This window comes from Pseudoalteromonas sp. P1-11 (assembly GCF_001399995.1).
GTDB lineage: Bacteria > Pseudomonadota > Gammaproteobacteria > Enterobacterales > Alteromonadaceae > Pseudoalteromonas > Pseudoalteromonas atlantica.
This window is the reverse complement of the sequence record NZ_LJSP01000002.1, coordinates 17,434-37,873: the sequence shown is the minus strand read 5'-3', so window position 1 is coordinate 37,873 and position 20,440 is coordinate 17,434. Positions and strand designations below refer to the sequence as shown.

Sequence of the window (20,440 nt, the reverse complement as noted above, 5' to 3'; positions counted from 1 at the left end):
AGGTTTTTACTAAGTTCAATGTAATAAACGCTAAAATTGCTAGAGAGCGATTAATTAACTACAGTTAATAATTACAACTATAACGCTAAACCAATATTGGTTTGTCCATCTGCAACGGCCTGCTTTTTAAGTGCCTTAACGTTTTCAGAAGTCACGCGGCCCATATTTTCTACAAAGTCGATTAGCTCACTCAACACTTCAATTTCGTATTGCATTAATGGGTGTTCTCGTACGGCTTTATTGTCAGCCACTTCACCTTCAACCGTCATTTGGTATTCAATAAAACGCGCCACCGTTGCTTGCGATATTTTACTAACGCTTATAAATTCTTGCTCGTCTTGCCCCATCAAGCCGTGCATTAGGCTCAAAAGCGACGTAGCAGCGTCTATTGCGGGGTAAGTACCAAACATATCAAAGTCGGCAAGTTCAGGTACATTTGGCTCAATTTTTTCTACTTGTTTTTCGAGATCTATTTTACTTTTTGGTAGTAATATTTTTTCCCAGCAAACATTTAACGCACTGCGTAATAAGGCTTCATCACCAAAACCGGTGGCTTCACTAAATAAACCATAATTAGGTAACATACGCTCAATTAAAGCACTTGCTAACACTGCTTTTTGTAAGTAGTTTAGCTCTCTAATACGTTGAAAGTTATTCGCTTTTGTCATTTCTTAACGTCTCACATGACCAACAAAAATCAAATGTTGATCCATTATGCTCATTACAGTTAGGGCATACCCAATCTGGAGCGGATTGTTTTACTTGTTGGTAGTTTACCAATATTTCGCGCGCGTGGCGCTCTTTTATCGAATAAACCTGCACACTTACTTGGGTTTGTTCAAAGGGGATTTCGCCTAAGGCGCCTTGAAGCATTTCACCTTGAATTTGGCACTCAATTCCCGCGCTTAATAACAGCCCTTTGATTATATTTGCCTCTAATGTGTTATCTGCTTTGTAGAGCGTTACCCACTGAAAAGCTTGCTGAGTACTATGAGTATTAATATTTTGCAATTATCACCTCAATTATTTTGTGTTTACAATATCCTACGATACTCTACTAAAGTGTATAGCAGGTAACTTTTTAGGATAAAACAATGACACTTACTACCCCAGGTTTACTTTTTCCAGCAATCTCACTGTTGCTGCTTGCTTACACAAACCGCTTTTTAGTACTAGCGCAATTAATCCGAGAATTAAATTCACGAGAAGGTGAGTCTATTCGCCCCGTTGTTGTGGCTCAAATAACAAACTTAAGGAAGCGCATTAAACTAATACGTACCATGCAAGTGTATGGTGTGGCCTCTTTTTTATTGTGTACGCTATCAATGTTTGCCTTATTTATAGAATTTAACACCACAGGCATTATTTTGTTTGGGGTGAGCTTAGCGTGCTTAAGCCTTTCTTTATTAACATCGTTATTTGAAATTCATATTTCGTGCGACGCCATAGAAATAGAGCTACAAAGTATTGAAGACAAACCCCTAAGTAACCGCATTACTAAAAACTTTACTAACAAAAGTAGTAAGCCTTAGCGGCTTATTTAATAGAGTTGAAAATAATGAAATCATGAATATAACCTATATTTATAGGTTGTTACGCCTCACTTCATTACAAATCACTACTAAATAATTTTCCTGCACTCTTTTTTTATGGCATACTTTTTTATTAATTAATGCTAAATTATGTCTAAAGTATTACTTTTTAACGCAGCTAGGAAGGTAAGCCATTGTGTTTATTATCACTATCTCGACTAGTTAGGTTTAAAACAGCGTAATTAATCAAAATATAAGCCTAATTGGTGATATTTTTTAATAAGTATTCCCTTTAAATAATACAAAAAGGGGGATATGCTGATGCAAATATGTCATAAATTTGCAAACACAGTTACATATTAGGCTTCGCTTTTTGAAACGTTAAATCTAATATTATTGATGTTCGCGGCACACGCGACTTACTTATAAAAAGGGACTATAAAGTGAGATTTGAACAATTAGAACAATTTGTAGCGCTTGGTGTATTACGTCATTTCAGACAAGCAGCTGAACAAACTCAAATTAGCACATCAGCGCTAACGCGCAGCATTCAAACCCTAGAAGACGAAATGGGGTACGAACTGGTGAAACGCTCAACACGTTCAGTAAAGTTAACACCCGAAGGCGAGTTATTTCTTGATTACGCCAAAAACACCCTTGCCGAACTTGAGCATACAAAAAAACGAATTTCTCAATCGGTTAACGGCAATACTGACGAAAAGTTAGTTATTGGCTATACCAACAAAGCCAGCAGTGTAGTGCCTATCTCATGCGGGCAATTTTTAGCACAATACCCCCATGTTAAAATAGAAATGCAATTGCAAGAGCAGCACGAACTTGCGCGTAAACTGCAAGAGGGCGAGATTGATATTAGTGTTTATTCGCAGGCAATTAACAGCATCGGCAGCGACATACACCTGCCAGACCAACTGGTATTGTTTGTTTCTAAACACCATCCGTTAGCAAATAAAAGCGATATCAGCAAACACGATTTAGATAGCTACCCTATGTACGGCTGCTTTTCTCAGTCTAAACAAGTACAAAGCATGCTTAACGAAGCCATCGATATGCTCAATAAATCGGCTAGCATTAAGGTAGGCAGCATTGAGCAAGTAATGTCAGGGCTGGTTAAATCAGATCACTTTGCTATTGCGAGTATTGAACACGCGAGCACTCTTGCAGAGCACACAGAGCTTGTACAGCTAAAAACAAATAAAGACTTAAGTCACGAACAACTTGTTATACAAACAAGCCAACAAGCAGCAGTTAGCGAACACATTGACCATTTATTATCTCTTATCAAAAAAGCATCTACGACTATTAATTAAGCCAAGATAAAATAGCATACCGCAATGCCCTTAAACCTTTTAAGGGCAACCAATTTAGATAGCCCTTACTGATTTACTCTTCTTGTTACCAAAACCTGCAGCACAGCTGCTTAACCTAAAAAGCCCTTTTAGTTTTTATGCTTACGCGTTAGGTTTTTATTTGCTTAAGTAGCGGAGCACAAACCACTAGCTATTAAATTTTTTTAGGCTACACTGTCGCACCTTTTTTAATCAACAGACATAAATGAACACACTTTTTAGTTCTGATGTTTATTTAGATGCAATAGAAACCCATGGTTATGTTGTTATACCTAACGCACTTATTAGCGAGCTAGTAGAGAGTTTAATCACCGATTGCCACCGTATTAACCCGCATTTTAGCGCTGCAGGTATTGGCCGTTTAAATGACTTACAAATAGATAAAACCATTCGTAAAGATAAAACCTATTGGTTTGATGGCAGCTCACAAGCACAGCTAACTTATCAAGCAACAATGGAAAGTATAAAAACCACACTTAATCGACAGTTTTTTATGGGCTTATTTGATTATGAGTGCCACTACGCTAAATACACCCAAGGCGACTTTTATAAAAAGCATTTTGATGCATTTAAAGGGCGATCTAACCGCGTATTTACAACAATCCTTTATTTAAATACGCCCGAGCAAGGTGGCGAGCTTGTTATTTACAAACCAAAAAGTAAGCAAGTAGAGATAATAATTAAACCCACCGCGGGGACACTCGTTATGTTTGAAAGCGAGCGTTTTGCACATGAGGTATTACCTGCCATTAATGAGCGCTACTCTATTGCTGGCTGGTTTAGAAAGAACGCCTCAATAAGTGGAGTAATTGACCCGCCACGATAAAACTAACATAGCCACAACAACTAGTGGCTATAGTGAAGTTAAATTTATAACGTTGAGATGAAATTAACGCGCAAATACAAATGACAAGAACAAGCCAACAAAAATAGCTAATCCAACATAGTGATTATTTAAAAACGCTTTAAAACATGCATCACGCGCACGTTTATGAATAAGCACTTGCTGATAAATAAGTAACCCAGCGGCAGTACATAAACCTGCAACAAACGCCAAACCTAGCTGGTTAATTAAGCCAATAAGCGCCAACAACGCTATAAAATTAGCGTTTAATAAAAATATAATATGGCGGTCGTATTTACCAAATAAAATAGCAGTAGATTTAACCCCTATTTTTAAATCATCATCTCTGTCGACCATGGCATACATAGTGTCGTACGCTACCGTCCAACAAATATTTGCAACAAATAACAGCCACGCCTGCAGCGGTAATGAGTCAATTGATGCCATATATGCCATAGGTATCGCCCAACCAAATGCAGCGCCTAAGACTACCTGCGGAAGATGTGTATAGCGTTTCATAAACGGGTAGCAAAATGCCAGTGCCAACGCCCCAAGTGACAATAAAATAGTGTTGATGCTAAGTAGTAATACCAATATAAAAGCAATGGCTATCAGTAATATAAATAAACTCAGTGCTTCACCTGCACTTACTTGTCCGGTGGCCAAAGGCCGCCCTGCTGTACGCTTAACTGAGCCGTCTATTTTTCTATCTGCAAAATCGTTAATAACGCAGCCAGCACTGCGCATAACAATTACGCCTAAGGTAAATACAATAAAGTTAACTAGGCTTGGCATACCGGCGTTTGCAAGCCATAGAGCCCAATAAGTAGGCCACAGTAATAGTAATGTACCGATAGGTTTGTCAACGCGCATGAGCTGAATATAAAAAGGGCTATGCTGTAATTGCAAAGGGGCTAATTTCATGAGTACAAATAGGCTCCGGGTAAAAATACTTCGCACACTAAAAAGTGATAATCATTAATAGAAAACACACTGCGACGACCTAATAAAGGGTGCGTAGTTAAATTCAACTCTTTAACAAGTGACTGCAGCGCATGTTCTGAGTCAAAGCGCCCTACCTCAATATTACTTCGGGTAAGTTCAGGGTGCTGAAAAATAACATCACCTAAAGGGCGCGCGCCCATATTATGCAGTGTTGTTTGCGTTTGTGTACCGGGCAGCCAACTTTGGGCATACACCATGGGTGTATTGTCACACAATAAAAGCACCTCGCGATTAAGTGCTTTATTTGTATTTGAGCCAAGTAGTTGTTGCTGTGCATCGCTTAGGGTAAAAGTTTGCTCATTAAGCACTTTTACACTAAAAGTTTGTGCATTACTTTTTAATTTAGCGGTTAATGAATGTGGCTCAAATAGCCACTCTTGCTCTAACGCAGATAAGTTATTTACCAAAGAAGCACATTGCCAATTGGCAGATATAGAAAGCGGAAATGTAATCACAATAGCTCAATAAAATAAAAACCGAGACGATGATAACATTGCCAAAGCATTTGAAAAAGTGATGTTTTACTGCCGATAAATAATTGCAGGAGCTGTTTATTAGGCGCTATTAAGTATAAACTATTTGTATTAAGAAAATGGAAACACACTAAAGATGAAAAAAATAGTATACGCAGGTTTTTTAGCACTGATCCTAAACTGTTTTAGCTTTTCGGCAAAAGCGGAATCTACAGTGGGCTATTTTGGTTTTGAGCCAGACATTATTACCAATTACATAGGCGCCTCAAGTAAAAAAATGGGCTATGTACGCGTGACTATAGATTTAATGCTTAGCAATAACGAAAATATTGCTATTGTAGAGCACCATACCCCGCTTTTACGCGATGCGTTAGTAGAAATACTATCTAAAGAACCTGAAGAAAAAATAAAGTCGCTTACTGGGCGTGAAGAAATTAGAGCAAAGTGTGCCGAAAAATTAAAAAGCCTGTTAAAAGAAGAAACAGGCCAAGAGATTATTCGTGAAGTATTATTTACTAAGTATTTATACCACTAAGCTTACGCTTTTTTAGCATTAAATAAATTAGCGGTTACGGCATAAGCCATGCCGCTTAAAAGCCCACCTAAATGCGCCCAATTAGCCATACCAACAAACAACACATCAGCAAAACCAAGTACCAGCCAAATTAACATAAAGCCAATAATGGCAGTGCTTACTAGCGCAGGTTGCTTAGGATTTAAATAGCTGTGAATCCAACAAAAACCCAATAAACCATACACAACGCCACTTAAACCACCAAAGTTAGGCCCCACAATTAAAAACTGAGCCCAGTTACTAATAAGTGCAGTAACCACAAATAGGCCAACTAAACTCAGCTTGCCGCATTGCTTTTCAATATTATCACCTAACGACATCCACCAAATTAGGTTAAATACAATGTGCATTGCGCTAAAATGAACAAGTGCTGGCGTTAACCAGTTCAGTGGTTGGCTCGGGTTAAACTGCAAAGCGGTATAAATTTGCTCAAAGCCACCCAATAAAAATGCAAAGTAAATAGCAACGCTTACAATACTTACGGTTTTATTTAGCCAGCTTAGTGCTTTAAAGCGCGCCACTAAATTAAGCGACTGTCCCTGATACGTTAAGCCAGATTGTGTACTGCCCACATCCCAAGAGGCTTGTTGATAACGCTCATGATTGGGGTTTTGTACAAATTCAGCCCACAAAGGTTGCACTTGATGAAAGTGCTCGCCCGCAACACAAATAATAACATTACTGCCATCAGCACTGCGCAGTTGCCCTTCTAAGCCTTGGCTTTTTAAATAATCTATAAAGCCCTGTGCGGCACGAGGATTATTTAAACTACCTAGCTCAATCATCGTTCCACTTTCTCGCTGTAAGCCGCTTCCCAAGCTGTAAAGCCACCATCCATGCTATATACATCTTCAAAGCCCTGCTCTACTAAATAACTAGCCGCACCTTGTGAGCTCATGCCGTGGTAGCAAACAATAATAATGGGCTGATCGAACTCTTTTTCCATCATAAACTGAGCTATATTGGCATTTGAAAGCGCTTCAGAGCCAGGAATATGCCCTGCTTGGTACGAATTAGGATCGCGTATATCTGCAATCACTACATCTTCTTTATCAAGCAGTTCGTGCGTTTGTGCTATAGATATGTGTTTAAATGCCATTGAAATCTCTTTTAAAAATATAATAAAAAGGCGGCTAAAGCCGCCTCTGTATGCAAACTTTAAACTATTCCCAGTTTAAAATTACTTTACCAGATTGACCTGAAATCATCATATCAAAGCCAGCTTGGAAGTCATCTACCGAATATTGATGCGTAATAATAGGGTCTAAATTAAGGCCTGATTGAATCAAGCTTGCCATTTTGTACCACGTTTCGAACATCTCGCGACCATATATACCTTTGATCACTAAGCCTTTAAATATAACTTTATTCCAATCTACGGCCATATCTGATGGTGGAATACCCAACATGGCAATTTTGCCACCATGGTTCATGTTATTTAACATAGAATTAAAGGCGCTTGGCACACCTGACATTTCAAGGCCAATATCAAAGCCTTCAGTCATACCTAGCTCATTCATTACATCTTCAAGCTTATCGTTCGCAACGTTTACGGCACGTGTAGCGCCCATTTTACGCGCAAGCTCTAAACGGTATTCGTTAACATCGGTAATCACAACATGGCGAGCACCCACATGCTTAGCAACGGCCGCCGCCATAATACCAATTGGTCCTGCCCCTGTAATAAGCACATCTTCGCCCACTAAATCAAACGATAAAGCGGTGTGCACAGCATTACCAAATGGGTCAAAAATAGACGCAAGCTCGTCAGAAATATTGTCGGGAATTTTAAACGCATTAAAGGCCGGAATAACTAAATATTCTGCAAATGCGCCTTCGCGGTTAACGCCCACACCGGTTGTATTTCGGCACAAATGCACACGACCAGCACGACAGTTACGACAATGCCCACACGTAATATGTCCCTCGCCAGATACGCGGTCACCTACTGCAAAGCCACGTACTTCTTGGCCCATATCAACCACTTCACCCACGTACTCATGGCCTACAACCATAGGAGTCGGAATGGTTTTTTGTGACCACTCATCCCATTTATAAATATGAACGTCGGTGCCACAAATCGCGGTTTTACGAATTTTAATGAGTAGATCGTTATGCCCTACTTCAGGCTTGGGTACGTCGGTCATCCAGATGCCGGTTTCGGCTTTTAATTTTGATAAGGCTTTCATAGTTAACACTCAACTAAAAAACCGAAGCAATACTTCGGTTTATAAAAAATTAAATAACGCCCATTTCTTTACCAATACGGGTAAAGGCAGCAATTGCGGTGTCTAGTTGTTCAATACTGTGCGCAGCTGAAATTTGTGTACGAATACGCGCTTGGCCTTTTGGCACAACAGGGAACGAAAAACCGGTTACATAAATGCCTTCAGCGAGTAGTTTATCCGCCATTAATGAAGCAACTTTAGCATCGCCAAGCATTACAGGAATAATGGCATGATCTTTACCCGCACACGTAAAGCCAGCGGCTTCCATTTGCTCACGGAAATATTTAGCATTTGACCAAAGTTTAGCGCGTAACTCGCCACCATTTTCAAGCATTTCGAGTACTTTAATTGATGCAGTTACAATTGAAGGCGCTAATGAATTTGAGAATAAGTAAGGGCGCGAACGCTGACGTAGCCATTCAACAATTTCTTTTTTACCTGATGTATAACCGCCTGATGCACCGCCCAGCGCTTTACCTAGCGTACCGGTAATAATGTCTACACGGTCAAGCACATTACAGTACTCAGGCGTGCCTTTACCGTTTTCGCCAACAAAGCCTACCGCATGTGAGTCATCAACCATCACTAATGCATCATACTTATCAGCAAGGTCACACACAGCTTCAAGGTTACAAATTACGCCATCCATAGAAAACACGCCATCGGTGGCAATTAATTTTGTTTTAGCACCCGCTTCATCAGCTGCAATAAGTTGCTTTTCAAGATCCTCCATATCGTTATTAGCATAACGAAAACGCTTAGCTTTACATAAGCGTACGCCATCAATAATTGATGCGTGATTTAGAGAGTCAGAAATAATAGCATCTTCAGCGCCTAAAATAGTTTCAAATAGGCCCGTGTTAGCATCAAAACAAGACGAGTATAAAATTGTATCTTCGGTTTCTAAAAACGCGCTAATTTTTTGCTCTAGTGTTTTATGAATATCTTGCGTGCCACAAATAAAACGCACTGAGGCAACACCAAAGCCATGGTCATCTAAACCACCTTGCGCTGCTTTAATTAGCTCAGGGCTATTTGCTAAGCCTAAGTAATTGTTAGCACAAAAATTAATAACTTTATCGCCAGATGCAACTTCTATTTGAGCTTGTTGCTGCGAGGTAATAATACGCTCACTTTTATACAAACCTTGCGCTTTAACGTCTTCAATTTGCTCTTGTAGTTGGCTAAAAAAAGCAGATGCTCTCATCTGTAGTCTCCAATTAAATGAACGGGTAAACAACAACATTAAAGCCACTGTTTATGTTGAGGTGTATTGTAAAAGTTTAACAAGTAAAATGCACTGTTTGCAGCTCGTCGCTAATACAGGTAATGGCAGCAATACTTAACACTTTAGTTGCGAAAATATAAACGCACTTTATGCCAAGTAGTGTGCTGGTAAATCGTTAATAGAGTCAATCACTAAATCGGCGTATTGTTTAGCGGTTTCGTCAAATTGTTGGCCAGAGCGAACTAGCACTCGCGTGCTAATAGCCGCTTTTTGTGCCGCTTGCATATCGCTAAGTTTATCACCCACCATAACACTGCTCGAAGGGTCAATATTATGCTCTTGCATAGCTTGTAACAGCATACCTGGAGCTGGTTTTCTGCACTGGCACTGTTTTAAATATTGCGCTATCGCTTTTTTGGGATGGTGCGGGCAAAAATACACATCTGTAATTTTAATATTGTGCTTACTAAATTGTGTTTTCATCCACTGAGTTAAAGCTAAAAAGTCATCTTCAGTGTAGTAACCTCGCCCTATTCCCGATTGATTAGTTACTATGATAATTTTATAACCTGCATCATAAAATGTTTTACAGGTACTAAACACACCGTCTATAAATTCAAATTTTTCACTTTGATACACATAGCCATGATCAATATTTACCACGCCATCTCGGTCTAAAAAAAGTGCTTTGGTTTTTTCTGTTACACTCATTTTATAGACTCTTTTTGTACCACATGATCAAACATAGCTTTAACACTGTCTACGCTTATTTGGCTCATAAGGTCATCTCCCTTAACGCGCGTACCCCAAGGCAATTGTTGAGCTGTTTTACCCGTTTGCTTTAGCAGATTTTGATTATACACCTCAACTACGTAGTCTTGATATAAATAAGGGCCTGTACGTGCAGGATTAGAATGCGCATATAAACCAATAACCGGCGTACCTACCGTTACCGCCATATGTGCAGGGCCGGTATCGGGGGCTAATACTAAATCAGCGCGCTTAAGCACACATAACAGCTCTTTAAGTTTTGTTTTACCGACTAAGTTTAAAATAGTACAGTGACTGTGTTTTATAATTTGATTAGCTAAATTAATCTCAAGCTCAGTTGGGCCGCCCGTTAGTACCACGTTAAAGCCTTGCTCATGCGCGTAATCAGCAAGGGCAGCGTAGCGCTCTGGCAACCAGTTTCGCTGTGCTTTACTGGCCGCAGGAGATATTACCAATAACTTATTTGCCAAATGCGCAGGCCCTAATAGCTCATCTGCTTTGTTCTCATCCGCTAAGGTATAAGGCATATCCCAGGTAGGTGAATAGTCTTTAACTCCAATGGCACCCGCAAAGCCTTTAAACCCCTCTAGCACATGCGCTTCTTTTTGTGGGGCTATTCGTTTATTTATAAACAAGCTATGTAATTCTTTTGAACGTGCCCAATCAAAGCCTATTTTTACTTTAGCCGGAATACAACGTGCAACAAAGCCAGCTCTTAATGCGACTTGCATATTAAGTAGCACATCAAACTGCTGCCCTTTAAAAGAATGTGCTAACTTTTTAAGTGCATCCTTACCTTGTTTTTTATCAAAAACCACCAGCTCAACCCCAGGTAAATCGGCAAGTAACATGGCTTCTATTTTACCCATTACCCACGTTATTTTTGCATTGGGGTGTGCTTTTTGAATGGCTTGTACAGCACTAACGGCATGACACACATCACCAATGGCAGAGAGTCTTAAAATACAAATTGAGGAGTAATTAGGCACTTGAGTCACGCGTTCCACTTTGGCTTTAAATAATAGACTGCGATCTTAAATTATACTCGCACTAATGCAAGCACTTATGCTGCGCTATAAAACACGTTAATATACACGCATTATTGAATTATTTTAACGAGCTATGTTTAAAACACTAACGCAAGGTAAGCACACTATTTTAAGCCACCCAGATTATTTTAACGAGGTTGATTTAAACTGGTTTGATGCAGATTATTGGCAACAGCAAAATAAAATAGTCGGTGCTAAAAAAGGCCGCGCCACAGCCTGGTTTTTTAAACACGATGATTTAACCGCTGTACTTAGGCACTATTGGCGTGGCGGTTTAGTTGGCAAGTTGTTAAGCGATCAGTACCTCTACCCTGGGCTTAAAAACACCCGTGTGTATAAAGAGTTCAGCTTAATGATAAGGCTTATTGAGCTTGGCTTAAATGTGCCAAAACCCATTGCCGCCAAGGTAACAACCGCTGGCTTAATTTATCGTGGCGATATAATTACAGAGGCTGTAAAAGGGGCTAAAAGCCTGCTTGATATTTTAATTGAACGCCCACTAACAGAAGATGAGCTCAAGCGCATTGCCAATACTGTTGCGCTATTTCACTCAAAAGGTGTGTACCACGCCGATTTGAATATAAATAATATTTTATTTAATGAAACGGGCGAGGTTTATATTATCGACTTTGATCGCGGCGAAATAAAACCACCTAACAAGCAATGGCAACAAAGTAATATGGCACGTTTAGAGCGCTCATTTTTAAAAGAGCAAGGACGTAACAACGCTTTTTATTGGCAAAGTAATGACTGGCAAACTTTATTGGCTATTTATAAAGGGCAATTAACATCACAAAGCTAGGTATTGCTTAGCAACTTGTTCGGCCGTTACCTTTTGTAAAATGTCGGCATTATCTACATTAGGCTTAATGTTTAAAACCAGCTCAATTTTAGCCGCTAGCTCATCGCTATGCCCTACAGGCGCTAAATATTTAGCCAAGTTGTTTGTTAAAATTTCGCTCGGTCCAAACGTACAGTTAGTACTTACTACAGGCGTCCCAACAGCTAATGCTTCAATTAACACTGTAGGGAGCCCTTCAAAATCAGAGCTTAATACTAATGCCTCAGCCTGCTTAATCCAGTTATACGGATTTTGTTCAAACCCTGGCACTATAAGTTGTCCCTCAATGCCATACGTTTTTGCAAGCTTAAATGCTTTGCTAGGCTTATTGCATAAAAGGACTAATTTGTATTTTTTATCAAGCTTTGCAAATGCCGCAAATAAAATATCGTGGCGCTTTTGTTTAGCTAACCGCCCTACATGAATAACATACGGCGATTGTGGAATTTGCGTATTAACCTCATTTGAGAGCCGCTTTATATCTGCTAAATTAAAGGGATTATAAATAGTTGTGATGGCGCTTGGGCTAATTAAATGCCCTTGGGTAATTTCTTGCTCTACCCCTTTAGACACGCACACCAAGGATTTTCCGTTTAAGTTTTGCTTTGACTTTTTAAGATAGTAATAAGAAAACGGGCCTAGCCTTTTTTGCCTAGCTAGCTCTGCATTAACAGAGTTATGCATAACAAAGTGAACATTTTTAATCTGGCTTTTAGCCAATAAGTTATTGCTTCTATCTAAATTGCTAAGTACTAAATCTATGGGGCCAGTTTGTTTTTGTTTGTTATTAAACCACGCCTCTAGTTTTGCTACACTTTTGTTTATTTTCCAAAAGCGATCCACTTTAGTGGCTTTATCACTGAATAAACTTTCAACCTTTATATTCGCAGGGATCGTGTACTCATATTTATTAGCCAACGATAAAATAGTAACGCTATGCGTTTTTACTAGCTGCTGAGCAAGGGTTAGCATCACTTTTTCGGCGCCGCCACCCGCTAACGAGTCTATTACAATCACTATATTCATCTATCGGCAACCATCAGCATGCTTTTAACCCCTTGCGTTATTTCTTCATAGCTATGCGCGCTTTCAAGCAAAGAATATTTTTCTAGTAGCTGGTTAAAATGCGGCTCTATTAGTAAAGCGCTGGCTTTATTTATTATGTCTTCAATCTCAAAGTTTGCTTTAATTACCACGCCAGTTGTGGCGCAGCTTGCTAGGCGCTGTGTTTGATCTTTTGATATAGCGCATGCCACAGCAGGCGTTTTAACAGCAACCGCCTGCAATAGCGTGTCGCCAGCACTTAACAATGCAAATTTAGCTTGCTCCATAAGCGACAAAAACTCACTATTTTCTAACGTATCCAAATTTATAACCGTATTTGATGCTGGCAACGCTTTATCATAATTAGGGCCAAATACCACCACCGCCTTTAACCCTGTTTGCAATGAAATTTGCTCTGCGGCAGCAAAAAATACATCTGCACAGTTTTGATTATCTAGTACATGACCGCCAGAGCCTGCACTCACAATAAAGTAGCCTTGTTCATCAAGCTGATACTTTTTTAATACCTGTTTGGTATCGCACGCTGATGAAAACGCTATGTAAGGGCCCACATTTTTAGGCATAGCCAAAGAAAACATATCTATTTTAGCTTTTTCAGCCCAGCTCAGCGGTTCAATGCAGTAATCAGGCTGTACCACCCAATGGCTATCAATTAAGTTGATACGGTTAAGTTTTAAGCCCTTCGCTCGCTTTTTCGCATGCTGAGAAATAAACACCACTTTGGCACCCACTTTTTTTGCAGCTTTCATGTGGGCAGCGCGCCCTGCACAATCAAATATTACAATGTCAGGTTTAAAATCGGCTATAACTTCACACACTTTATCGCGCTCTTTAGTCGCAGAGCGCTCAAGCAAGGTTGTATCATATGGGCAGTTTTTAGCGTAGTTCGTGTGTTTATTTAAAACAAAATGGATGGTCAGTGAACCTAGACATTCACTTTCAAGGCTTTGGGCTAGCAACAACGAGCGCATGTATTCACCTATTCCTTGTGGCGATGATACGGGTATAAATAAAAGTCGTTTGTTGCTCATTGCATTCTCTATTTCCTATTTGCGCAGCAGTATATCAATTCCATTGTTTTTACGATAGCTAGGTTACATTTTTATACACAAATTTAACGCCCTAAAATAGATTATTTACTGCAATAGCCATGTTAGATTGGTAAACTTAGCCGCAATCTTAATCACAAGGATCTGAACTTTGCGAAACAGAATCTTTCTACTTTCTTCTCTTTTTTGCGCTATGAGCGCATCAGTAACAGCAGAGCCCTGGGTAAAGCCAGACGATTACGGTCTACGAGCCGACATTCAACAACTGGCTGATGCCGGTGTTATTTTAGCGCCTGTAACCACCTACCCGCTAATGTGGAAAAGCTTTATTGGCGAGCTAGAATCGAGCAAGCTTGAACTTTTATCTCCCAGCCTGCAAGATGCACTGCTTCGTGTAAAACATCGTTATAAGTCAGAAAACAGCAGCTCGCACAGTGTACAACTCTCAGCGTTTGCCGCATCAGACCCAATTATAGCCACCAGCTTTGGGGCAACCAGCACACAAGAATCTGAGCTTTCTGCGGCCTACGCCTACCTTGGCGATAACTTTGCGGCGAAGGTAGCCATTAATTACCGTAACGATGGTAAGCAATGCTTAGTTGATGGCAAAACAACCGATGATATAGCCACTAACGAACAAGCACTTGAAGATTGTAACGATACCTCATTTGACGATAGCTATTTAGCCTACCGCTTGGGCAATTGGATTTTTAGAGCCGGTGCCGTAGAGCAGTTTTGGGGCCCAGGTGTTGATAACAGTTTAATTATGTCGGGTAATGCAAAGCCACTGCCGGCACTAAGTGTAACCCGTGAGCAAAGCACAGCGTTTGAAACGCCTTGGTTAAGTTGGCTTGGGCAATGGAGTTTTACCGCGCAAATGGCAAAGTTAGAATCGACCCGTGTTATTCCTGATGCGCTGCTTTGGAGTAGCCGTGTTAACTTTCGCCCGATGCAACAGCTTGAAATTGCTTTAAGTTGGTCTGCGCAGTGGGCCGGTGAAGGCCAACCAAGCTCAGCAGGTGATTTTATTGATGTTATTACTGGGCAAACTAATTGTATTGATGGCAATGAAAGTTGTGATAGCTCACTGGAGTCTAAAATTGGTAATCAGCTTGCAGGCATAGATGTGCGTTGGTCTGACACTTTATTTAGTCACCCGTATGCAATCTACGCAAGTACAATTGGCGAAGATGCCAGCTCGCAATTCAAACCAGCCGACAGAGCGTACTTATTTGGCGTACAAACTACGCAGCGCATTTACAATCAAAATGTGCTCGTTAACGTTGAATACATAGACACAGGTGTATCGTGCTCGGCCGAATCAACCAGTGAAAACTGCTACTACGAACACACCGATTATAAATCGGGCTATCGTTACCACGGCCGCACTATTGGCTCAACTTTTGATAATGATGCGCAGTCAGTGGTATTAACACTTTTAGGTCAGCTTTCAAATGGCGATGACTGGCAAGTAAAACTACGTAGTGTGGATTACAACAGCGATAATCTCGACCGTTACCCTAGTAACCCCGATTTAGGTAATACAATTACCAAAACCGGTTATAACTCAAAACAAGTTGAGCTACGCTACAGGCAGCTGGCTATGGGTGGGCGCTTAACGCTCGGCGCTTTTGCATCAAACAACGATGGCGCAGAAAACGACACATCAGCGTTTGCTAAGTACGAATATAATTTTTAAACCGTATATTTAAAAATAGCATTTTAAATGCTGCTATTTATAACAAAAAAAGGGTTGAAAACGCAGTTTTCAACCCTTTTTTATTTAATCAGTAAATATTACTGCTTTATTTTGCTAATCACTTTAGAGGTTGAACAACCATCTAAAAATGTCAGCACTTCTACTTTGCCACCATGGCGTAGCACATGATCGGCGCCAGCTATTTGCTCTACAGTGTAATCACCACCTTTAACTAAAATATCGGGGCTTATTTGCTCAATTAATTTAGCAGGAGTGTCGTTTTCGTCTGCACTGCCAAAGGGGATTACCCAATCAACAGAGGCAAGTGCACTTAATACCATTGCACGCTCATCAAGTGGATTTATAGGGCGCTCAGGGCCTTTTAAACGCGTAATTGAATCATCATTATTTAAACCAACAACGAGCCTATCTCCACGCGCTTTGGCTTGGGCTAAATAGCGTACGTGGCCTGCGTGTAAAATATCAAAACAGCCATTGGTAAACACTATCGTTTCGCCATTTTGCTTAGCAAACTCAATGTGTTGCAATACATCGTCAAATGGAGTTTGGTAGTGCTCGCCATTGGTGTGTAAGTATTGGCCAAGCTTTTGGCTAAGCTCTTCTGGTGAAACCGTTGCCGCACCCAATTTACTTACTACAATGCCTGCGGCTAAATTAGCAATTTCTACCGCATCTTTAGGCTCCATACCTGCCCCGAGCATCACCGCAAGCGTGGCTATAACAGTATCGCCTGCGCCAGTTACATCACTTACTTCTAGCTGCTGCGCTGCAAAGTCGTGTTTTTCATCGGCATTAATTAATGACATACCTTGCTCAGAGCGTGTAAGTAGCATGGCTTTAATACCATTTTTACTAATTAGCTCACGCGCGCTTTGTGCTAATATTTCTTCAGAGCCTGTTTTCCCCCCAGCCAAATTAAATTCATGTAAATTAGGGGTAATGTAGTCTGCGCCTTCGTATAAGTGTAAATCGGGCGATTTAGGATCTATAAGCACGGTTTTACCCGCCGCTTTAGCAACGCTAACCATTTCTTTAATTAAGCTCAGCGAGCCTTTGCTGTAATCAGAAAATACCACAAAGTCGTAATCATCAAGCACCAGCTCTAAACGGTTTAATAACAACTGGCTATGCTGCTCGCTAAAGGTCTCTTCTAAATCTAGGCGCACAAGTTGTTGATGGCGGCTAATTACACGCATTTTAGAAATAGTGGGTAAATCGCATACACTAACAAGCTGTGAATGTATTTTTTCACCCTTTAAAATGGTTTCTAAGATTTGCCCGCTTTCATCTTCACCAATTAAACCAAGTAAGCCCACTTTGGCATCAAGCCTAGCAATGTTTTTTGCAACATTTGCAGCGCCACCCGCTTTATCTTCAAACTTGCTTACTTTAACAACGGGTACTGGGGCCTCAGGCGAAATACGCCCTGTATCGCCATACCAGTATCGGTCTAGCATGACATCGCCGACAACTAAAATACGCGCTTTAGATAAATTTTTTAATAGCGATAAATCCATTACTGCTGCTCCGCAACAACCATATCGATAGCTTCACATAGCCAGTGGCCAATAAACATATGTGCCTCTTGGATACGAGCTGTTTCATCATTTTTTATAATAATGGGCAACTTAGCAATGTCTTTTACTTTACCGCCCTCGCGACCGGTTAAGGCAACCGTAAACGCGCCAATTTTGTTAGCTGCTTCCAGTGCTAAATTAATATTGGCGCTGGTACCTGAGGTTGTTAAACCAATCACTAAATCTTCTGGTTTACATAAAGCCTGAACTTGGCGTTCAAATACCGTATCAAAATGGTAGTCGTTACTGTGCGCAGTTAATATTGAGGTATCTGTGGTCAGCGCCATAGAGGCAAGCGGGCCACGCTCTAGCTTATAACGCACAACAAATTCGGCAGCTAAATGCTGTGCATCGGCAGCACTTCCGCCGTTGCCAAACCAAATAACCTTACCACCAGCTTGCAATGCACTGTGGCACGCTTCTAATAATTGCATAGACTCTTGATGATAAGCCTCCATCGTTTCAAATAAGGCTTGATGACGGTTTAAACTTTCAACGTAGCTTGTTGCCACAGAATCGATAATTGACATGAAAAATTCCTCTAGGAACTGAAATGGCAGGAAAAAATTAAATCCATTATTCCATAGTTTTATTTAGTTGTGTGTATTTTATGGGAATATAGCTGAACTGAATTATAATTTAGTGCTTCACATGTTCAGAAATTATCACTTTCGCGTTAAACTAGCGCCACTTACCTTAATAAAAGTTCAGTATGGCACGCATTTTTTACTCACTCGCTTTAATTTTAATTAGCCCACTGATTGTATTTTACTTGTATGTACTAAGAGGTAAAAAAAATAAAGGCTACCGCGCGCACTTTAAAGAGCGCTTTGGTTTTATTAGCAAACACTTATTTAATAATAGCGCTAAACCGGTTGTGTTCCACTGCGCTTCTGTAGGTGAGGTCCTTGCTGCAACGCCACTGATTAAAGTACTGCAAAAACAAAATCCGCAGTTTAATATACTTATTACCTGCAATACTCCTACCGGGCGTGCGCAAATAAGTGAACAATTTAAAAATACCGTGGCGTGTTGTTATTTACCTATAGACTTTGCAGGTTCGAGCGCTCGATTTTTAAAGCGCGTAAACCCACAAGCACTGTGTATTTTAGAAACTGAGCTGTGGCCTAATTTAATGGCAATAAGCCATAAAAAGAATATACCGGTATTAGTACTTAATGCTCGCCTAAGCGAAAAATCGCAACAGGGGTATCAAAAGGTGGCTGGCTTAACGCATATAATTATGCGTTCAATTTCAGTGCTTGCAAGTCATAATAAAAATGATGCTAAGCGCTTTATTGAACTTGGTTTCCCCCCTTCAAAGAGCCATGTTACAGGCTCAATAAAGTTCGACATTACGCCAAGCAATGAGCAACTAACTAAAGTTGCAAATCTTAAAGCCGAGTATAAAACCAAAGAACGTTTTGTATGGGTAGCAGGCTCTACTCACCCGCTTGAACACGAAATGATATTAAACGCCCATCAGCAGCTATTAAAAAAATACCCTAATGCACTTTTAGTTATAGCACCGCGCCACCCTGAGCAATTTGATAAAGTAGCCGATACGCTAACTCAAAACCCACTTAGCTTTAGTCGTCGCAGCAACAATAACTATCAAAACGAACAAGTACTATTAGCTGATACACTGGGCGAACTACAGTGTTTATATGGCGCAGCGAATGTAAGTTACATAGGCGGTAGTTTAATTCGCCGAGGTGGGCACAACCCACTAGAAGCTGCTGCTTTTTCGGTTGGTGTTATTACAGGCCCACATACGTATAATTTTGATCATATCTATCCTGAGCTAATTAAACTTAAAGGGGCTGTCGTTGTTGAAAATACCGATGAGCTTGCTAAACAATTAATTAATTTAAGCCAAAACACCAAAGCGTGCCAAAGCTTGGGTATTAAAGCGCAGCAATGTGTTGTAAAAAACCAAGGCGCCATTGAAAAAACATTAACCATTATAAATCAGTATTTAGAGCCAAAAGCATGACTCATCAAGCAATTGCCCAAACCCGCGAGTGGGTATCATCCGTTATTGTAAAATATAACTTTTGCCCATTTGCCCGTAAAGAAGTAGAAAATAACTGTATTCATTATGTGCTTAGCCCTGCAACAAAAATTGATGACGCTGTAATGGACATGCTAGAGCAGTGTGTGCAGCTTGATCAAAATCCAGAGCGCGAAACCACATTAATACTGTTTGATAACGGCTTTAGCGATTTTGAAGACTTTTTAGATTTAGTCGATTTAGCCAATGCCTTACTGGTAGCACAAGGCTTTGAAGGTAAATACCAAATTGCTAATTTTCATCCCGATTACGTGTTTGCCGACAGCGACGAAGATGATGCCGCAAATTACACAAACCGAGCTCCCTACCCTACACTGCATTTAATTCGCGAACTGAGTATGAGCGAAGCGCTTGATCACTATAACGAGCCTGAATCTATACCAGAGCACAATATAAAGCTTGCAAGGCGCAAAGGATTCGACTTTTGGCAGCAACTTTTAGCAAATATAAAAAAACCGAGCGCCTAAACGCTCGGTTTTTAAGTAATATGTTTAGCTGCTTGTATTACTTTTTAACCCAGTTTCCATTCACTTCAATATAGTGGCCACTTTTGGTCTTTTCGATTGTTTTAGCTGCTGCGAGTGCTTCTACTTGTGCCAGCGATAAATCGTTCTTTTTAGCCAGCTTTAAATACTGTGCTTTACGTTTAGCGTTAATTTCTTCAACCACTGCTTTCGCCTCGCTGTTTTGTACAACAAGCCCTAGGTAACCTGAGCTATCTTCACCCACTAAGCCTTGGTTTTTAGCATCATCTAAACTAATAGCCCACGCCGAAAACGACAAACATACCGCACTTGCTAGAGTGGCAATACTTAATTTATTTTTTATAGTCATCATTTAGCTCCTAAAATAATTCACTGTCGTCACTGAATAAGTTATCGAGTTCTTTATCTACTTTTACTCGAATTTCGTGATCTACTTTTACATTTAGATTGATCGTTATCGGCTCTTTCGCTGCCACCTCTACTCTGTGGGTACATGCGCTTAAAGCGCTAATAGCAGCAAGTGCAATAACGGCCTTAATGCTCAACAAATTTTTCATC

Annotated in this window: 24 protein-coding genes; 8 read left to right on the top strand and 16 right to left on the bottom strand. The window is 40.3% G+C overall.

Annotated features, from left to right (window positions below):
• Positions 1-77: 77 nt before the first annotated feature.
• Both AN390_RS02855 and AN390_RS02850 read right to left on the bottom strand, forming a co-directional pair.
• A complete protein-coding gene (locus AN390_RS02855) occupies positions 78-668 on the bottom strand; it encodes a YjaG family protein (RefSeq protein WP_004588549.1) in 591 nt (196 codons plus the stop codon).
• Positions 652-1,011, bottom strand: a complete 360-nt coding sequence (locus tag AN390_RS02850; protein WP_024034351.1) for a DUF2007 domain-containing protein — start codon at positions 1,009-1,011, stop codon at positions 652-654. The genes AN390_RS02855 and AN390_RS02850 overlap by 17 nt, the downstream gene beginning before the upstream one ends.
• Positions 1,012-1,094: 83 nt before the next feature.
• Here AN390_RS02850 and AN390_RS02845 point away from each other — a divergent pair, with 83 nt between their 5' ends.
• The 3 genes from AN390_RS02845 (at position 1,095) to AN390_RS02835 (ending at position 3,725) form a co-directional block, all read left to right on the top strand.
• Positions 1,095-1,532 carry a DUF2721 domain-containing protein gene (locus tag AN390_RS02845; protein WP_029773572.1) on the top strand — a complete coding sequence of 146 codons (438 nt, stop codon included), beginning with the start codon at positions 1,095-1,097 and terminating at the stop codon, positions 1,530-1,532.
• Between the two features lie 443 nt (positions 1,533-1,975).
• Entirely contained in the window at positions 1,976-2,860 is an 885-nt protein-coding gene (locus AN390_RS02840) for a LysR family transcriptional regulator (RefSeq protein WP_055252921.1), read from the top strand.
• A 244-nt stretch (positions 2,861-3,104) separates the two neighbouring features.
• A complete protein-coding gene (locus tag AN390_RS02835) occupies positions 3,105-3,725 on the top strand; it encodes a 2OG-Fe(II) oxygenase (protein WP_055252920.1) in 621 nt (206 codons plus the stop codon).
• 63 nt (positions 3,726-3,788) lie between these two features.
• Here the strand turns inward: AN390_RS02835 and ubiA are convergent, their stop codons facing one another.
• A complete protein-coding gene (gene ubiA / locus AN390_RS02830; protein ID WP_055252919.1) occupies positions 3,789-4,667 on the bottom strand; it encodes a 4-hydroxybenzoate octaprenyltransferase in 879 nt (292 codons plus the stop codon).
• Positions 4,664-5,203: a chorismate lyase gene (locus AN390_RS02825; protein ID WP_055252918.1), complete on the bottom strand. Its 540-nt coding sequence runs from the start codon at positions 5,201-5,203 to the stop codon at positions 4,664-4,666. The genes ubiA and AN390_RS02825 overlap by 4 nt, the downstream gene beginning before the upstream one ends.
• 154 nt (positions 5,204-5,357) lie before the next feature.
• Here AN390_RS02825 and AN390_RS02820 point away from each other — a divergent pair, with 154 nt between their 5' ends.
• A complete protein-coding gene (locus AN390_RS02820; RefSeq protein WP_004588556.1) occupies positions 5,358-5,756 on the top strand; it encodes a flagellar basal body-associated protein FliL in 399 nt (132 codons plus the stop codon).
• A gap of 2 nt (positions 5,757-5,758) precedes the next feature.
• On the opposite strand, the gene glpG is transcribed toward AN390_RS02820, so the two are convergent.
• From glpG to AN390_RS02790, 6 genes are all read right to left on the bottom strand, one after another.
• Positions 5,759-6,580: a rhomboid family intramembrane serine protease GlpG gene (glpG, locus tag AN390_RS02815; protein WP_004588557.1), complete on the bottom strand. Its 822-nt coding sequence runs from the start codon at positions 6,578-6,580 to the stop codon at positions 5,759-5,761.
• A complete protein-coding gene (gene glpE / locus AN390_RS02810; protein ID WP_004588558.1) occupies positions 6,577-6,894 on the bottom strand; it encodes a thiosulfate sulfurtransferase GlpE in 318 nt (105 codons plus the stop codon). Before glpE ends, glpG begins: the two co-directional genes overlap by 4 nt.
• A 64-nt stretch (positions 6,895-6,958) precedes the next feature.
• On the bottom strand, positions 6,959-7,984 hold the full coding sequence (tdh, locus tag AN390_RS02805) for an L-threonine 3-dehydrogenase (protein WP_004588559.1): 1,026 nt from the start codon (positions 7,982-7,984) through the stop codon (positions 6,959-6,961).
• A gap of 49 nt (positions 7,985-8,033) precedes the next feature.
• A complete protein-coding gene (locus AN390_RS02800) occupies positions 8,034-9,230 on the bottom strand; it encodes a glycine C-acetyltransferase (RefSeq protein ID WP_024034359.1) in 1,197 nt (398 codons plus the stop codon).
• Between the two features lie 168 nt (positions 9,231-9,398).
• On the bottom strand, positions 9,399-9,962 hold the full coding sequence (gmhB, locus tag AN390_RS02795) for a D-glycero-beta-D-manno-heptose 1,7-bisphosphate 7-phosphatase (protein WP_055252917.1): 564 nt from the start codon (positions 9,960-9,962) through the stop codon (positions 9,399-9,401).
• Positions 9,959-11,020: a glycosyltransferase family 9 protein gene (locus AN390_RS02790; RefSeq protein WP_055253181.1), complete on the bottom strand. Its 1,062-nt coding sequence runs from the start codon at positions 11,018-11,020 to the stop codon at positions 9,959-9,961. The genes gmhB and AN390_RS02790 overlap by 4 nt, the downstream gene beginning before the upstream one ends.
• Before the next feature lie 124 nt (positions 11,021-11,144).
• Here AN390_RS02790 and AN390_RS02785 point away from each other — a divergent pair, with 124 nt between their 5' ends.
• Entirely contained in the window at positions 11,145-11,873 is a 729-nt protein-coding gene (locus tag AN390_RS02785) for a 3-deoxy-D-manno-octulosonic acid kinase (RefSeq protein ID WP_055252916.1), read from the top strand.
• Here AN390_RS02785 and AN390_RS02780 read toward each other — a convergent pair.
• Positions 11,862-12,938 carry a glycosyltransferase gene (locus AN390_RS02780; RefSeq protein ID WP_055252915.1) on the bottom strand — a complete coding sequence of 359 codons (1,077 nt, stop codon included), beginning with the start codon at positions 12,936-12,938 and terminating at the stop codon, positions 11,862-11,864. The two genes, AN390_RS02785 and AN390_RS02780, sit on opposite strands and share 12 nt — an antisense overlap.
• Positions 12,935-14,008: a hypothetical protein gene (locus AN390_RS02775; RefSeq protein WP_055252914.1), complete on the bottom strand. Its 1,074-nt coding sequence runs from the start codon at positions 14,006-14,008 to the stop codon at positions 12,935-12,937. Before AN390_RS02775 ends, AN390_RS02780 begins: the two co-directional genes overlap by 4 nt.
• Before the next feature lie 211 nt (positions 14,009-14,219).
• On the opposite strand from AN390_RS02775, the gene AN390_RS02770 reads away from it, so the two are divergent.
• Positions 14,220-15,725 carry a capsule assembly Wzi family protein gene (locus tag AN390_RS02770; protein WP_055252913.1) on the top strand — a complete coding sequence of 502 codons (1,506 nt, stop codon included), beginning with the start codon at positions 14,220-14,222 and terminating at the stop codon, positions 15,723-15,725.
• 98 nt (positions 15,726-15,823) lie between these two features.
• Here the strand turns inward: AN390_RS02770 and hldE are convergent, their stop codons facing one another.
• The gene (hldE, locus tag AN390_RS02765) at positions 15,824-17,263 is read right to left on the bottom strand and encodes a bifunctional D-glycero-beta-D-manno-heptose-7-phosphate kinase/D-glycero-beta-D-manno-heptose 1-phosphate adenylyltransferase HldE (protein ID WP_029773562.1); all 1,440 of its coding nucleotides are present in this window, start codon (positions 17,261-17,263) and stop codon (positions 15,824-15,826) included.
• A complete protein-coding gene (locus AN390_RS02760) occupies positions 17,263-17,853 on the bottom strand; it encodes an SIS domain-containing protein (protein ID WP_004588568.1) in 591 nt (196 codons plus the stop codon). The genes hldE and AN390_RS02760 overlap by 1 nt, the downstream gene beginning before the upstream one ends.
• Before the next feature lie 182 nt (positions 17,854-18,035).
• Between AN390_RS02760 and waaA the strand changes: the two genes are divergently transcribed.
• The gene (waaA, locus tag AN390_RS02755) at positions 18,036-19,319 is read left to right on the top strand and encodes a lipid IV(A) 3-deoxy-D-manno-octulosonic acid transferase (RefSeq protein WP_055252912.1); all 1,284 of its coding nucleotides are present in this window, start codon (positions 18,036-18,038) and stop codon (positions 19,317-19,319) included.
• Positions 19,316-19,864 (top strand): DUF1415 domain-containing protein, encoded by a 549-nt coding sequence (locus tag AN390_RS02750; protein WP_004588570.1) that lies wholly within the window; start codon positions 19,316-19,318, stop codon positions 19,862-19,864. The genes waaA and AN390_RS02750 overlap by 4 nt, the downstream gene beginning before the upstream one ends.
• Positions 19,865-19,901: 37 nt before the next feature.
• Here the strand turns inward: AN390_RS02750 and AN390_RS02745 are convergent, their stop codons facing one another.
• A complete protein-coding gene (locus AN390_RS02745; RefSeq protein WP_055252911.1) occupies positions 19,902-20,231 on the bottom strand; it encodes a YdbL family protein in 330 nt (109 codons plus the stop codon).
• Between the two features lie 10 nt (positions 20,232-20,241).
• Positions 20,242-20,439, bottom strand: coding sequence for a YnbE family lipoprotein (locus AN390_RS02740; RefSeq protein ID WP_004588572.1), 198 nt, complete (start codon positions 20,437-20,439; stop codon positions 20,242-20,244).
• Position 20,440 lies beyond the last annotated feature (1 nt).

Excerpts from the sequence above, each read along its gene's own strand:
- AN390_RS02800 (WP_024034359.1), bottom strand. The coding sequence starts at position 9,230 with ATGAGAGCATCTGCTTTTTTTAGCCAACTACAAGAGCAAATTGAAGAC.
- AN390_RS02770 (WP_055252913.1), top strand. The coding sequence starts at position 14,220 with ATGAGCGCATCAGTAACAGCAGAGCCCTGGGTAAAGCCAGACGATTAC.
- AN390_RS02835 (WP_055252920.1), top strand. The coding sequence starts at position 3,105 with ATGAACACACTTTTTAGTTCTGATGTTTATTTAGATGCAATAGAAACC.
- AN390_RS02845 (WP_029773572.1), top strand. The coding sequence starts at position 1,095 with ATGACACTTACTACCCCAGGTTTACTTTTTCCAGCAATCTCACTGTTG.
- gmhB (WP_055252917.1), bottom strand. The coding sequence starts at position 9,962 with ATGAGTGTAACAGAAAAAACCAAAGCACTTTTTTTAGACCGAGATGGC.
- AN390_RS02750 (WP_004588570.1), top strand. The coding sequence starts at position 19,316 with ATGACTCATCAAGCAATTGCCCAAACCCGCGAGTGGGTATCATCCGTT.
- AN390_RS02760 (WP_004588568.1), bottom strand. The coding sequence starts at position 17,853 with ATGTCAATTATCGATTCTGTGGCAACAAGCTACGTTGAAAGTTTAAAC.
- ubiA (WP_055252919.1), bottom strand. The coding sequence starts at position 4,667 with ATGAAATTAGCCCCTTTGCAATTACAGCATAGCCCTTTTTATATTCAG.
- AN390_RS02820 (WP_004588556.1), top strand. The coding sequence starts at position 5,358 with ATGAAAAAAATAGTATACGCAGGTTTTTTAGCACTGATCCTAAACTGT.
- waaA (WP_055252912.1), top strand. The coding sequence starts at position 18,036 with ATGGCACGCATTTTTTACTCACTCGCTTTAATTTTAATTAGCCCACTG.
- AN390_RS02745 (WP_055252911.1), bottom strand. The coding sequence starts at position 20,231 with ATGACTATAAAAAATAAATTAAGTATTGCCACTCTAGCAAGTGCGGTA.
- AN390_RS02855 (WP_004588549.1), bottom strand. The coding sequence starts at position 668 with ATGACAAAAGCGAATAACTTTCAACGTATTAGAGAGCTAAACTACTTA.
- AN390_RS02780 (WP_055252915.1), bottom strand. The coding sequence starts at position 12,938 with ATGAATATAGTGATTGTAATAGACTCGTTAGCGGGTGGCGGCGCCGAA.
- glpE (WP_004588558.1), bottom strand. The coding sequence starts at position 6,894 with ATGGCATTTAAACACATATCTATAGCACAAACGCACGAACTGCTTGAT.
- AN390_RS02775 (WP_055252914.1), bottom strand. The coding sequence starts at position 14,008 with ATGAGCAACAAACGACTTTTATTTATACCCGTATCATCGCCACAAGGA.
- glpG (WP_004588557.1), bottom strand. The coding sequence starts at position 6,580 with ATGATTGAGCTAGGTAGTTTAAATAATCCTCGTGCCGCACAGGGCTTT.
- hldE (WP_029773562.1), bottom strand. The coding sequence starts at position 17,263 with ATGGATTTATCGCTATTAAAAAATTTATCTAAAGCGCGTATTTTAGTT.
- tdh (WP_004588559.1), bottom strand. The coding sequence starts at position 7,984 with ATGAAAGCCTTATCAAAATTAAAAGCCGAAACCGGCATCTGGATGACC.
- AN390_RS02785 (WP_055252916.1), top strand. The coding sequence starts at position 11,145 with ATGTTTAAAACACTAACGCAAGGTAAGCACACTATTTTAAGCCACCCA.
- AN390_RS02740 (WP_004588572.1), bottom strand. The coding sequence starts at position 20,439 with ATGAAAAATTTGTTGAGCATTAAGGCCGTTATTGCACTTGCTGCTATT.